Annotated in this window: 9 protein-coding genes; all 9 read right to left on the reverse strand. The window is 54.5% G+C overall.

What is annotated here, in order from left to right; genetic code table 11:
* Positions 1-81 precede the first annotated feature (81 nt).
* Positions 82-1,629 (reverse strand): response regulator, encoded by a 1,548-nt coding sequence (locus tag NSS83_RS14185; protein ID WP_341183964.1) that lies wholly within the window; start codon positions 1,627-1,629, stop codon positions 82-84.
* A 3-nt stretch (positions 1,630-1,632) separates the two neighbouring features.
* Positions 1,633-3,456 carry a histidine kinase gene (locus NSS83_RS14190; protein ID WP_341183963.1) on the reverse strand — a complete coding sequence of 608 codons (1,824 nt, stop codon included), beginning with the start codon at positions 3,454-3,456 and terminating at the stop codon, positions 1,633-1,635.
* 191 nt (positions 3,457-3,647) lie between these two features.
* Positions 3,648-5,195 carry a response regulator gene (locus NSS83_RS14195; RefSeq protein WP_341348466.1) on the reverse strand — a complete coding sequence of 516 codons (1,548 nt, stop codon included), beginning with the start codon at positions 5,193-5,195 and terminating at the stop codon, positions 3,648-3,650.
* A 556-nt stretch (positions 5,196-5,751) separates the two neighbouring features.
* Entirely contained in the window at positions 5,752-7,155 is a 1,404-nt protein-coding gene (locus NSS83_RS14200) for an ADP-ribosylglycohydrolase family protein (protein ID WP_341348467.1), read from the reverse strand.
* Positions 7,156-7,158: 3 nt separating this feature from the next.
* On the reverse strand, positions 7,159-8,115 hold the full coding sequence (locus NSS83_RS14205) for a nucleoside hydrolase (protein WP_341183960.1): 957 nt from the start codon (positions 8,113-8,115) through the stop codon (positions 7,159-7,161).
* Positions 8,116-8,157: 42 nt separating this feature from the next.
* On the reverse strand, positions 8,158-9,096 hold the full coding sequence (locus NSS83_RS14210; RefSeq protein WP_341183959.1) for an ABC transporter permease: 939 nt from the start codon (positions 9,094-9,096) through the stop codon (positions 8,158-8,160).
* Entirely contained in the window at positions 9,093-10,139 is a 1,047-nt protein-coding gene (locus NSS83_RS14215; protein WP_341183958.1) for an ABC transporter permease, read from the reverse strand. Before NSS83_RS14215 ends, NSS83_RS14210 begins: the two co-directional genes overlap by 4 nt.
* Entirely contained in the window at positions 10,132-11,694 is a 1,563-nt protein-coding gene (locus NSS83_RS14220) for an ABC transporter ATP-binding protein (RefSeq protein ID WP_341348468.1), read from the reverse strand. The genes NSS83_RS14215 and NSS83_RS14220 overlap by 8 nt, the downstream gene beginning before the upstream one ends.
* A gap of 40 nt (positions 11,695-11,734) precedes the next feature.
* Positions 11,735-12,877: a BMP family ABC transporter substrate-binding protein gene (locus NSS83_RS14225; protein WP_209994128.1), complete on the reverse strand. Its 1,143-nt coding sequence runs from the start codon at positions 12,875-12,877 to the stop codon at positions 11,735-11,737.
* Positions 12,878-12,948: the final 71 nt, after the last annotated feature.

A 12,948-nucleotide genomic window follows, 5' to 3' on the forward strand; every position in this document is an offset into this window, starting at 1 on the left:
TGTAAGCACTTACACAAGTAAATTATAGAGGTGAACTGACCGCTAAAATACGACCGAACTAAAGGTGTACCCCCGAAAATTTTAGAACTTGGCATTCCGGTACTCATTCGGGCCCATGTGCAGCTCCTTCTCGAACCGTTTCAGAAACTGTCCGTAATTGGCATAACCGACACGTTCGGCAATCTCTGAGAGCTTCAGCCTGCTCCCGCGCAGAAGCTCAGCCGCCGCCTGAATCCGCAGATGATGCAGCTGCTCATTGAAGGTCATCCCGTTCTTCTTAATCAATAATTGGCCCAGGTATACCGGATGCAGGAAGAAGATCTCAGCCAGCTTCTGAATGCTCAGGCTCTCCTGATAATGCTCCCCGATGTACTGGTTGATCTCCCGGACAATCCCATGCGACTTATAGTTCTGCTCACGCACCAGCAGATCTATGGCCTTCCCTCCGTAGGACCATAGGCGGCTGAGCAGCCCGCTCAGGGGGGTCATCGCCTGCTGAATCTCTGATACCTCAACGCCCAAGGCCACTCCGCCCTCTTCGCCTGCGGCTTCTGCCCCGGGTGCGAGTGCGAAGATCCGGTACATGAGGTGGATTCCGAATTTGCGTACTACCTCCGGCGCCACCTGCTGTTCCCGGAAGCTGCGGGCTGCCGCCTCCAGTGCCTCGCGGTAGCCGTCCGCGTCCAGAAGATTCACGCAATTCAGCAAGGCATCCATCAGCCCGATATGGTCATAGTGATAACTGAAGGGCTTGTCCAGCACCCCGCTGTAAGCCAGCACCCCTGCCTGCTCCGGCTCGTAAAAGAAATGCAGCAATGTCTCTTTGGCCCGGCCATAACTTCCCTCTATGGACAACAAGGAGTCCTCCGGGGCTCCCAGCGCGATATGGATATTCCCTCCTCCGTATTCGCGCAGCAGGGTATCAAGCACTTCAGCTATTCCGCCAGCGTCCCTGCTGCCTGCCGTCATCCCGTACACGATCCCGAGCAATCCCGTCTCCAAATCAATCGTTATCAATGCTTTATATCCGGCCAGCAGGGAGACTGTGCGGCTCCTCACCTCTGTATACAGCTCCGGGACCGTCCGGATCAGGCAAACATTCCAGGAAGGGCTCTCCTTGAAGCCGGGCAGAGTCTCCAGCCATTCCATAAGCTCGGGTTCTTCCTTTTTGCCATATAACAGCCCCTTGATTAAGGTTGCCGCCTCTTCCCCGGAAGCGGTCTCATGGATTCTTCTGCGGTTCGCCTCCTGCTCCAGCTCCAGGCGGATCTCCCGCAGCTCCTCGGTAGCCTCCTCCGGGAAGACCGGCTTCAGCAGATAGTGATTGATTCCGTAGCTGATGGCTGTGCGGGCATATTCGAACTCACTGTAGCCGCTCAATATGACGAACTTAGTTGAATCCATCCCCTCCTGCCGCCACTCCCCGATCATCTCCAGACCATTCATCAGCGGCATATGGATATCGGTAATGACCAGATCCGGCTGAAGCTGCTTCATCATCTGCAGCCCCTCCCGGCCGTTGCCGCAGGTTCCGCACAGCTCGAAGCCCAACTCCTGCCAATCGATCCACATCTCCATACCCTCCAGGGCACTTGGCTCGTCGTCGATTAATAGTACTTTATATGTCATGATCTATACCTCTCTTTCCAGGGAATAATTCTGCTCAAGCAGCTTCAGGGGAATGCCAAAGGTCACTACGGTTCCCTGATCCGGCGTACTGGATATCTCGAAGCGCACCTGATCTGCGTAATTCAGCTCCAGCCTGCGGTATACATTGCGAATCCCGATGTGGGTCCCCGAGTAATCCTCCTTGCGGACCGCGAACATCAGCTCCTTCAGCTTCTCCGGCTCCATGCCCTTACCATTGTCGGATACTGTAATCTGCAGCCTGTTATCCAGCACGGCCGCAGCCACCTTGATTACCCCCAGCCCCTCAATCGTCTGCAGGCCGTGCTTGCAGGAATTCTCGACCAGCGGCTGCATGCTCAGCTTCGGTATTTTATAGTCCAGGGACTGCTCATCGATCTCAAAGGTATAATCGAATTTATCCCTGAACCTGAATTTCTCAATCCTCAGATACATGTCGATAAATGCGATCTCCTCGCGCACCGACACCAGATCCTCCTTCCAGCTGAGCAGTCTGCGCAGCAGCTTCGACAAGCTTTTTATAATATCAGTGACATCGTTATATTTGTTCTTGGTGCAAACCACCAGAATCGCATTCAGCGTGTTGAACAGGAAGTGGGGGTTCATCTGGCTCTGCAGGAAATTCAGCTCCGCCCTGACGCGCTCCATCTCCAGGTTCTTGCTCTGGATCTCCAGCTTGTACACGTCATTGATCAGGGAGTGAATTCTGGAGGTCATCCGGTTAAAATTGTGAATTAGCCCGCCGATCTCATCCCGGCCCTCATCGATGGCAATCAGCTCGAACTTCTCGTTCGTCACCTTCTGCATGTGCCGGGCCAGGCGTTTCACCCGGTAATTATAGGAGCGCAGCATGATGTAGATGAATATGCTGGTCAACACGGTAAGCGTGGTCGCCAGGCCCGCTGCGTACAGCCGGATATCGAGAACCGCCTGGGAGATCCGCTCCCCCTGCGTAATTCCGACAATCCGCCAGCCTTTGAGATAATTCGCCGTCCCTACAGCCATCACCCTCACCCCCTCGCTCTCGTCCTGGCTATCGCCCCACTGATCAAATACCGGATAGGGATTATCCGTAACGTGCTGATAGCCGCTGTCCGCTGACATCACAATCTTGTTCTCGCCATTGATCAAATACAGGCTCAGGTAATCCCGTTCCCGGACGATAATGTCATAGATCTCACTGATGTCCAGATCAATCCGCAGCACCTTCTCATAGTTGTTCAAATTACGGTAATTGTCCATGGTCTCGATGATGCTGAGCGTAGGGGTGGACGAGGCCAGATTCTTGTTCTCCGTCGTCCGGTAAGCAGCAACATATATTTGGGTAGTCGCTTTCTTCGCCTGCTGGTACCAGTCACTTAACCATACTTTATCGGTCATTACCTGATAATTGCCCCCGGATACAACCGTCTGGTTGTTCGTGTATACACTAATTCGTTCCAGCTGATTATTGACAGGCATATAGCTGTTCATCCGGTCTCTAAGCTGTTCGTTGAACATGCTGTAGAACTCGATAGAGTCCGTATAGGTGCGGTCCAGCATCTCGTACAGGTTCTTATCCGCAGCCAGCGTGTAGCCGACAGAGACCCCGCCTTCAATAAAATCATGAATGTCCTTCCGCGCCCGTTCCATGGAAATCTCCAGATTCTGCTGTTCCCTCGATTTGATGAGATCCGTAATCCGCTCCAGGAATACCAGATTGAGCACCATAATCGGCAGGAGCACACCCACAATGTAGATGAGATAGAACTTGTAGCTTAGCGGAATATCATTGACGATGGTGCCGAATTTAAAGCGTTTTGTCGCCATCCCTCACACACACCCGGCTTTCTTAAGATTTCGGGGTCCCCGCAAAGGTTCTGAGTAGCCTTCGAAGCCAACGCCTCACTTTGCGGGGTTATTTTAAAATATAAGAATTTATAGGTTTCACTCTATAAATTATCCTTCTATTTCTCGCTGAAACGGTACCGTCTTTTACAGGACGGCAAAGCCGTTTCCACTTACAACTGTTTATTGTTGTGGGCATTCTTGTACACCGAAGGTGATGAACCCACCTTATTCTTGAACTTGTCGATGAAATAATCGGTATTGGAAAAGCCCACCTGCACCGCGATATCCGATATCTTGAGCTGCGTGCGCTTGAGCAGGCTCTTGGCTGCTTCAATCCGCTTCTCATTCAGATAATCGCTGAAGCTGCGCCCCGTCTCCTTGCGGAACAACTGGCCCAGATAAGCCGAATTCATATGAAACTGCCGGGCAAGGTCCTGGAGCTGCAGCTTGCTGCGGAATTCCAGATCCACGTATTGGATCACATTATAGATGGTGTTCCCCTCGTTATTAGCCCGTAGCTCGGTGAGGTACGCCGCTGTCTCCAGACAAAGCCGGTCCACATACAGACTGAGCTTGTAATAATCCGTGAGTCCGCCCAGGTTGCCATATTCCTTGTGCATCGCACACATGATCTGGTCGGGATCTCCCTGCATCTCGGTAATGCTCCGGCATAAGGTCATCTCCAGATGGGCTACCTCGGCCTGTGCAGCTTCAATGCTCACCCTCTTGGCAGTCATAGCTGCGAAGGCTTCCCTGGCAGCAGCCCTGATTCTATCCGGCACCCCTTCCTTCACCTCATTCAGCACACGTGTAAAGTGCCCGCCAATGAATTCAGGGGACAAGCGGGCCGTACGCAGATCGTTGTAGTAGAAAATCCCGCCCCGCTCCTTCCGGTACTTGAGCCCCCAGACCTCAAGCGTCTGGGTGTACAGCTCCTGGATGGAGCGCAGGCCGTTCCCCCGGCCGCTGATCATTACAGCCACCGGAACCCCCAGCTTCTCTGCCTGCACCTTTTGCACCCGGGTGGCGGCCGCCTCCAGCGCTTCCGGAGAGAGTCCGGCTGAGCGAACCAGGAGTCCGGCCCTTCCGGCCGGATCGTGGAACACATAGCCCAGGTGATCCGGGAAGCCTTCAGTATCCCCTTCGTTCAAGCTCACCGTGCCTGAACCTGAGATGGCAGCAGCGAGAATGCATTGCAGCTCTGTATCAGGCTGAAGCCCCAGCAGACCGGAGGCGGCCTGTTCCAGCTCCTCACTCCAATCCCCCTGGACACAACGGCTGATCAGGTTATGTACCAGGATATTGTGCTTCTTCTGCCCCTCTACTCTGGAAGCGGTTTCATGTTGGATAATAGCACGGATCTTCCCCAGCAGCTCCTCAATCTCCTCATCATCCACCGGCTTCAGCAGGTAGCCGTCCACCTTATGACGCAGCGCGATCCGGGCATAGTTGAAATCGTCATACCCGCTCAGGATCACGAACCGTGGCGGCGGGTCCACCGTCTCCTTCACCGCCGCAATCAGCTCCAGGCCGCTCATCACCGGAAGATTAATATCCGTCAGCAGCAGATCCGGCCTGTGCTCCCGGATCTGCCGCAGCGCCTCCCCGGCGCTAAGCGCTTCAGCACATACCTCGAATCCGGATTTCTCCCAGTTCACCATCGTCCTGAGTCCTTCCAGAACCCAAGGTTCATCGTCCACAATCATGACTTTCAGCATGAGCTCTGCCCCCATCTCAATCATCTAAATTTGGTAATTATTGAATTACAAGTAATGCTAACATACAAGTTCAATCCTGTGAATGTTAACTTGAGCGGATATCTGACCCATATCTATATCAGACGCACTTCAGATTTGAACTCGATGCATGGTCGTCGCTGCTGTGAATATTTGGATTTCCGGCCGCTGCCAATTTGGATTTCCTTATGGGAACCGCTCCTCGCAGTTGTTGTACATCATGCAGGATTTCTCTAAAAATGTTACGGACTGCAGTACATTGTTGCATCATTTGCAGGAATCCCAGTGTATAGAGGCAAGTTAGCGCTGACTTTGTTGTAATTCATGCAAGATTTCAGCATCGGTTGCTTCTATCATGCAGTATTAGCTGCAAAGGTGGCTTGGTGCCTTCATGGATTGGACTTGCACCAACTAGATAATGCTTGCGTCCTGGCACGCAAAAACAAAAAAGCCGCCCAACCGCACCGGATGTTTTCCCCTGAAAACATCCGGTGCGAGGCGACTTCATAAGAGTGCTCAAATATAATTAGTATCTATATTATCCCTGTTTCGCTTCTCCCAGCTCCGCCCGCAGCTTCAGGAACACCTGATAGCTGCGCTCCGCGACCTCAGAAATGGCGATCGGGTGGAAGCCTGGCAGGTCTGCATACAGCAGGTCGTTCAGCGGTGCGGTCCATTGGACCGGCAGCTTGGCAGCCCCCAGCTTCGCTCCCATAATAGAGCCGACGGTGGCCCCGTTGCAGTCGGTATCCATTCCGGCTGATACGGAGGTGACCACAGCTTTCTCGAAGTCATCGCCGCCGTAGATCAGCGAGGCGGCCACAATGGCTGCGTTGTTGTTCGTATGCACCGGATCGTAATGGCTGAACTCGTTCCAGAGGGTACTGACCAGTTCACGCTCACTGCCTGCCTGCTGTGCAATTTCTACGCCCCGCAGCACATCCTTAGCCAGTCTGCTCGTCTGTGGAATCTCGCTCAGGCCAATCTGCACAATCTCTTCATTACTGAGACCCGCGAATGCCGCTGAGATCATCGCTGCATTGAACATTTCGCCGTAGATCCCGTTCTTCACATGTGAGAAGGAGGCATCCCGCCAGCCCAGCTCTGCCGCCAGCTCGGGATGTCCGGCCGCCCCGTAAGCCAGGCCGTCCGCACGGATTGCTGCACCGATCCATTCCCGGTACGGATTCAGATGCATCCGTACCCGCTCCTGCCGCAGCGGCCAATCCGCCGGCTTCTCCCCGTGCAGATGGGAGGTCTCCTGAGCAAAGTTCATATAGCTCTGTGTTTCCGCCGTACAGACCTGACTGTAGGTCAGGTGCCCGTGCCACAGCTTGCCGATATCCCAGGAGTCCCAGTTCAGCCCTTTTTGCTCCAGCAGCATCAGGCCAAGCACGGTATAACGGATATCATCATCGCTCTCCATGTAGCTGATCTTCTCGCGTGTGCTGGTGAAAGACCAGTCGCTTAATCCGAGTCCGTACTCCTCCCGGGCCGTAGAGAATTCCGGGGTATAGCCCGTAATCGGCCAGGCATCCGCACCGCGGAACCACAGCTCGATATTCTCCCAGCCGGTCCGGCCGTCCTTCCCGTACAGATAGTCCCAATATTCCAGCGGTTTGCCCAGCGCGCAGCCTACACTGCGCCCGAGCCAGGCGCCGTAGAATCTGTCTCTCCACTGGTCCGGTGTCCAGTCCAACGCAAGCTTGCGCGGCCCCTCAGGGCGAAGCTGTCTGATCGTTTCCAGATCCGACGGCTCCTGGTAAGGGAAGCCTCCGTCCACGGGAAGTGCCATCAGCTCCCGGTATACCTCCATCAGCTTGTCCTCGTCGCTCCCGGCTGCATCCAGCTTCTCCGCCAGGCTGCCCGGCTGGCAGCCTTCCTCGATCCGCTGCTGCAGCTCGAACCTTACCGTCTCCTGCAGACGTTCCCAGCCCGCCATCCGCTAGGCTTCTCCTGCCGGAGACCCCAGCTGCCGGTCTAACCGTTCCAACGAATCGAACAGCAGCTTGATGAAGGCTTCTCGGTCTACGCCAAGCAGTACCTCCGTATTCGCAGGCTGGTCCGGCTTCTTGCGGCGGTCGGCCACGGTCATACCGCGGGTAAGCTTGCCTTCGGTCTCTACCGTTACATACAGGTGCTCGGATTCAAACAGCTCAGGGTGCAGCAGCCAGGCAATCGCGCAAGGGTCATGCAGCGCATTGCCGACAAAGCCCATTTTCTTCCCGTAGATCGAATAGAAATCCAGCAGCTCGCCAACCATGACAGACACGGGGCCGCGCGTCTTAAGCTCCTGAATCTCCTCCTCGAAGATCGCCGCCTTATCCGTCACATCCAGTCCGCTCATGACAATCGGAATACCGGATTCAAAAACGATCCGCGCCGCCTCCGGGTCCACATAAATATTGAACTCCGCTGTCCGGGTCACGTTGCCGTAAGCCAATCCGCCGCCCATTAGAGAGATCTTCTCGATCCGCTCCTTCACTTCCGGGTAAGCGGTAATCAGCAGAGCGATATTCGTCAGCGGGGCGGTAGGCACCAGGGTGATCTTCTCTTCCGAGGCGCGGATAATCTCCAGCATGAATTCTACTGCTCCCTGCTCTATGGGCTTGAACTTGCTCGCCGGCAGCGCCGGGCCGTCCATGCCGGACTCCCCGTGGGCTTCTTCCCCGGTAACAAGCTTGCCGAGCAGCGGCGCCGCCGCACCCTTGGCTACCGGAATATCTGCATTTACAAAGCTGAGAATCTTGAGCGCGTTGTCGGTGATTTTATCCAGAATCTGGTTGCCGCCAACAGTTGTAATCCCCCGGATATCCAGCTCTCCCGGATGTGCCAGCGCAAGCAGAATGGCAATCGCGTCGTCATGCCCCGGATCGCAGTCAATAATGATAGGTGTTGGCATTCGTTGTCGCTCCTTTGTAGGTTGATCTTTACTATTTGTTGTTTATTTGGTAACAGTCGCCTTAAGCTTCTTATTCTTCTTCCGTGTCTCGGAGATGGCGTAGATAATCAGACCGATGACTGTCGCGACATAAGGCAGCGTAGCGATCAGCTCGGCTGGAATCTTCAGCACCTGCAGAGCATTGGAGAGCGCGTCGGCTGCGCCGAAGAGCAGCGAGGTCAGCGCTGTACCCACGGTGGTGCTGCGGCCCATGGATTCAGCGGCGATGGCAATCCAGCCCCGGCCGGCGATCATATCGCGGGTGAACAGCGACAGGTAGCCCATCGACATATAGGCTCCGCCCAGACTGGCGAAGAAGCCGCTGAGCAGCAGCGCGCTGTACTGAATGCGGACCACACTGACGCCTACTGACTGGGCTGCATGCGGATTCTCGCCCACAGAGCGGATTCGCAGTCCCAGCGGTGTACGGTTGAGCAGATAATAAACTACGAGCACTGACAGTATAGAGAAATACGTCAGAATGTGGTGCCCCGACAGAATCGGACCCAGCACCGGAATATCCTTCAGGAGCGGAATATCTATACTCGGCAGCACTTTACTCGCTAAGGAGGTGGAAGATCCTTTGTCGCCGCTCAGCAGATACAGAATAAAGACCGTACCGCCGGAAGCGAACATATTGATTGCCACCCCGCCGAGAATAATATGGGTCTTGAATTTTAAGGTGAAAAAAGCCAGAATCCCCGCAATCAGCGTTCCCGACAGCACCGCCCCCAGCAGTCCCACCCAGGCGCTCTGCGTATAGGCGCTCACGATAACCCCGGCCAGCGCCGAGACCAGCATGATCCCTTCCATCCCGATGTTGATGATGCCGGCACGGTTCGAGATCAGCGCCCCCAGTGCAGCGAACAGTATAGGCGTAGTTACACGCAGGACAGAGAAGGCAAAATCTGTGGTCAGTATGACATTCAGCAGACTGTTCATGCTTCCTTCGCCTCCTTCAGCAGCATGCGGTTCTTCCAGAACTTGAGGAACTGCTCAGCGGATATCAGCAGAATAATGACAGCCTGGATAATCGAGATCATCTCGGACGGCACATCGGAAAGACGTGACATCATGTCGGCGCCAATGCGGATATAGGCCAGGAAGAGCGCCGAGACAATGACGGAGAACGGATTATTCTTGGCCAGCATGGCCACCAGCGCACCATCCATACCGTAGCCCGGCAAGGAGGTCCACTGAAACCGGCTATACATCCCGAGCACCTCCACTGAGCCGCCCATACCGGCAATGAACCCGGCGATCAGATGGACCAGAATGATCACCTTGGCTGTCTTCATCCCCGAATAACGGGCGAATTGCCGGTTAACCCCGGTCATCCGCAGCTCGTAGCCCCATTTGGTCTTGTAGAGGAACAGATGGGCCAATACGATAAGCACCAGCACAATAATAAGTCCGGTGTGAATCCGCGTCCCTGGGAACAGCTTGCTGAGCTGGGCCGTTTTCTCGAACTTAAAAGAAACGTTGGCAAACGCCTTGGCATCCCGCAGATGATAGTTCAGCAGGTACAGCCCCACCCCGAACAGGATGTTATTGAACATCAGAGAGGTCACCAGCTCGTTCGCATTCCACTTTGCCTTGAGAATACCGGGGATGGCCGAGAGCAGCGCCCCCACGATGGAGCCTGCAAGAATCGCCACTACCGGATGGAACCAGCTGTTCAGGCTGAGATGAATCGCCAGTGCAGTAGTCACCACTCCGGAGAAATAAAAGATTCCTTCTGCCCCCAGGTTGAACATATTGGCCCGGAACAGCAGTGAGACCGCAAGTCCGGTGAACATCAGCGGGATCGCCATTTCAATGACGTTGCCGATATGGCCCTTCGTGGACAACGGCTCCCAGAGGAAGATTCCGATCGTCTTCACCGGGTGGTCACTGACCAGCGAGATGATCAGGAACGCGATAATAAGTGCAATGACGATGACCGCCGCTGTGCGGATCGCCTCGAAATATTTGACTTTAAACATGATTTGCGGCCCTCCCGGTCTGCTCTTTGTCCTGCCGGTTAATTCCCAGCATGTAGAGCCCCAGCTCTTCCTCACCGACTGCTGACGGATGTTCGAAATACGCCACAATCTGGCCCTCGTACATCACGAGAAGACTGTCGCTCAGCTCCAGAATTTCATTCAGATCTGCCGATACCAGCAGCGTCGCACAGTTGGCCGAACGCAGCTCCAGCAGCTTCTGGTGAATGAACTGGGCAGCCCCGATATCAACGCCGCGGGTCGGCTGCTCGGCGATCAACAGCTGCGGATTCGTGGAACACTCCCTGGCTACGACCACCTTCTGCATGTTACCGCCGGACAGCATGCCGATCGGCTGCTGCGGACCGGAGCACCGCACCTTGAATTCCTCCACCAGCGCAGAGGCCAGCGCAGCAATTCTGGACCCGTGCAGAAATGGCCCTTTATTCATATCCTTCTGGCGGTAGCGCGTGGAGATCAGATTGTCAGCAATGCTGGCCTCTCCGGCAGAGCCCTGGCGCATCCGGTCCTCAGGGATATAGGATACCCCCAGGTTGCGGATGTCCAGAATATCCAGCTCACGGATATCCTTCCCCTTCACCTTTACCGACCCGCTGCCGCCAACCCCGCGCAGGCCCCCGGTCAGCGCCTCAATCAGCTGCGTCTGTCCGTTCCCTTCAACGCCGGCGATGCCGACAATCTGGCCTTCACGGACCGAGAAGCTGATCTCGGAGAGCAGCGCTTTGCCCTGGCTGTCTGAGACGCTCAGCCCTTCCACCGCAAGCACCGGCTTGCCGTAGGGAAGATCGCTTTTGTCATACTTCAGCACCACATCCCGGCCGACCATCAGCCGCGAAATCTCCTGCTCCGTTACTTCCTTGGTCTCGAAGACGCCTTCACTCCGCCCGCCGCGCATGATGGTAATCCGGTCACAGATGGCTTTGACCTCCTTCAGCTTGTGCGAGATGAACACAATCGTGTGTCCCTGCTCCTTAAGCTGCTGCAGCTCATGGAACAGCTCCTCCGTCTCCTGCGGAGTCAGCACCGCTGTCGGCTCATCAAGGATGAGAATTTTGGCCCCGCGCACCAGCGCCTTCAGAATTTCTACCTTCTGCTTCATGCCGACGCTCAGGTCCTCCACCTTCGCCTTGGCATTCACCGAGAGATTATATTTACGCGCAGTTGCTTCCGTCAGACGTACGGCCTCTGCATAATTGAAGCCCACGCCCTTCTTCGGCTCCATACCCAGCACCATATTCTCCGCCACTGTAAAAGAAGGCACCAGCATGAAATGCTGATGCACCATACCAATGCCGCGGTCAATCGCGTCCTGCGGGGACTGCAGCTTCACTTGTTCTCCCCGGATATAGAGCCCGCCTTCGCTCGGGCTCTCCATTCCGAACATAATTTTCATCAGAGTCGATTTACCGGCTCCGTTCTCACCCGCAATCGCATGGATCTCGCCTTCGCGCAGAGAGAACTCAACATCCTTGTTGGCAACCACACCGTTCGGATACACTTTGGTGATTCCCCGCATTTCCAGCAGAGCATTTGCCATGGGTCATCAACGCCTTTCAACCAAAGTTAGATTCATGTCCTTAAGGTTTAACGGCATTACGGATCGCTTCCACTTCAGAAGTCTCCATACCCATTGCGTTATCCACCTTAATTTCCTTATTGATCAGCTTCTGCTTCACTTCTTCAATCTTGGTCTGCAATTCCGCCGGGAATGCCGCCTTGTAGATCTCGTTCTCTGCAATACCTACGCCGTCTTCAACGAAGCCAAGCACATCACGTTTACCCATTTCAAGCGTGCCGTCCTGCAGTTTCTTCACTGCACCAAGGATGGCCGAATCAATCTTTTTAATCGCAGAAGTAACGATCAGGTTGGCTTTCACACTATCTGTATCCTTCAGCAGCATCGCCTGGTCAGAATCGACGCCGATTGCATATTTGTTCTTTTCCTTCGCTGCATCGAAGATGCCAAGGCCCGTACCGCCCGCTACGTTGAAGATAATATCCACACCCGAGTTATACTGGATCAGCGACAATTCCTTGCCCTTGGCAGGGTTTACGAAATCTCCGGCATAAGAGACAGCTACCTTCACTTCCGGATCAACATACTGTGCTCCCTGAATGTAACCGACCAGGAAAGCATTGATGCCGGGAATATCCATTCCGCCCAGGAATCCGATCACATTGTCCTTATTGGCATTAGGCATATCGGACTGGGTAGCAAGCGCCGCAGCCGCTCCGGCCAGGAAGGAGACCTCATTGGTCGAGTAGGACATATTGTACATATTAGCAGGCGCTTCCTCGATGTCGGTGTCATAGTTGATGAATTTTTTATCAGGATTCGCTTCAGCCGTTGCATTGAACATTTCTGTAATTTCCGAGCCGCCGGAGATGACCACATCCCAATCCTCAGCAGCGATATCATTAAAAGTCGGCTCCCATTTCGTCTTGTCAGCGCCCATTTCCACAACCTTCGTTTCTGCGCCAAGCTCGCTTTTCACCTTCTGCAGACCATTGTTCGCCGCATCAAAAAACGACTTGTCCCCCAGCGTCCCCGGAATCAGCAGCACCACCTTGAGCTTGTCCCCCGCAGCCGCGCCGCCGCCTTCCGCATTCGTCCCCGGAGTTGCTGCCGCACCATTTCCATTACCGGATTTGTTGTTTCCGCATGCAGCGACCAGTACCATAACTGCCAGTAACATTAAAGTGAGCATTTTCTTTTTCATTTTCTAAGTTCACACCCCTATTTGTAATAGATCCACCCTGCTGAATAGCATAAAATCCCAATTACACGTTT

This window comes from Paenibacillus sp. FSL H3-0469, from assembly GCF_038051945.1.
Lineage (GTDB): Bacteria > Bacillota > Bacilli > Paenibacillales > Paenibacillaceae > Paenibacillus_AQ.

What these genes read in the sequence shown, in the direction of transcription:
- NSS83_RS14225 (WP_209994128.1), bottom strand. Translation starts at nt 12,877, where the DNA reads ATGAAAAAGAAAATGCTCACTTTAATGTTACTGGCAGTTATGGTACTG.
- NSS83_RS14200 (WP_341348467.1), bottom strand. Translation starts at nt 7,155, where the DNA reads ATGGCGGGCTGGGAACGTCTGCAGGAGACGGTAAGGTTCGAGCTGCAG.
- NSS83_RS14210 (WP_341183959.1), bottom strand. Translation starts at nt 9,096, where the DNA reads ATGAACAGTCTGCTGAATGTCATACTGACCACAGATTTTGCCTTCTCT.
- NSS83_RS14215 (WP_341183958.1), bottom strand. Translation starts at nt 10,139, where the DNA reads ATGTTTAAAGTCAAATATTTCGAGGCGATCCGCACAGCGGCGGTCATC.
- NSS83_RS14220 (WP_341348468.1), bottom strand. Translation starts at nt 11,694, where the DNA reads ATGGCAAATGCTCTGCTGGAAATGCGGGGAATCACCAAAGTGTATCCG.
- NSS83_RS14185 (WP_341183964.1), bottom strand. Translation starts at nt 1,629, where the DNA reads ATGACATATAAAGTACTATTAATCGACGACGAGCCAAGTGCCCTGGAG.
- NSS83_RS14190 (WP_341183963.1), bottom strand. Translation starts at nt 3,456, where the DNA reads ATGGCGACAAAACGCTTTAAATTCGGCACCATCGTCAATGATATTCCG.
- NSS83_RS14205 (WP_341183960.1), bottom strand. Translation starts at nt 8,115, where the DNA reads ATGCCAACACCTATCATTATTGACTGCGATCCGGGGCATGACGACGCG.
- NSS83_RS14195 (WP_341348466.1), bottom strand. Translation starts at nt 5,195, where the DNA reads ATGCTGAAAGTCATGATTGTGGACGATGAACCTTGGGTTCTGGAAGGA.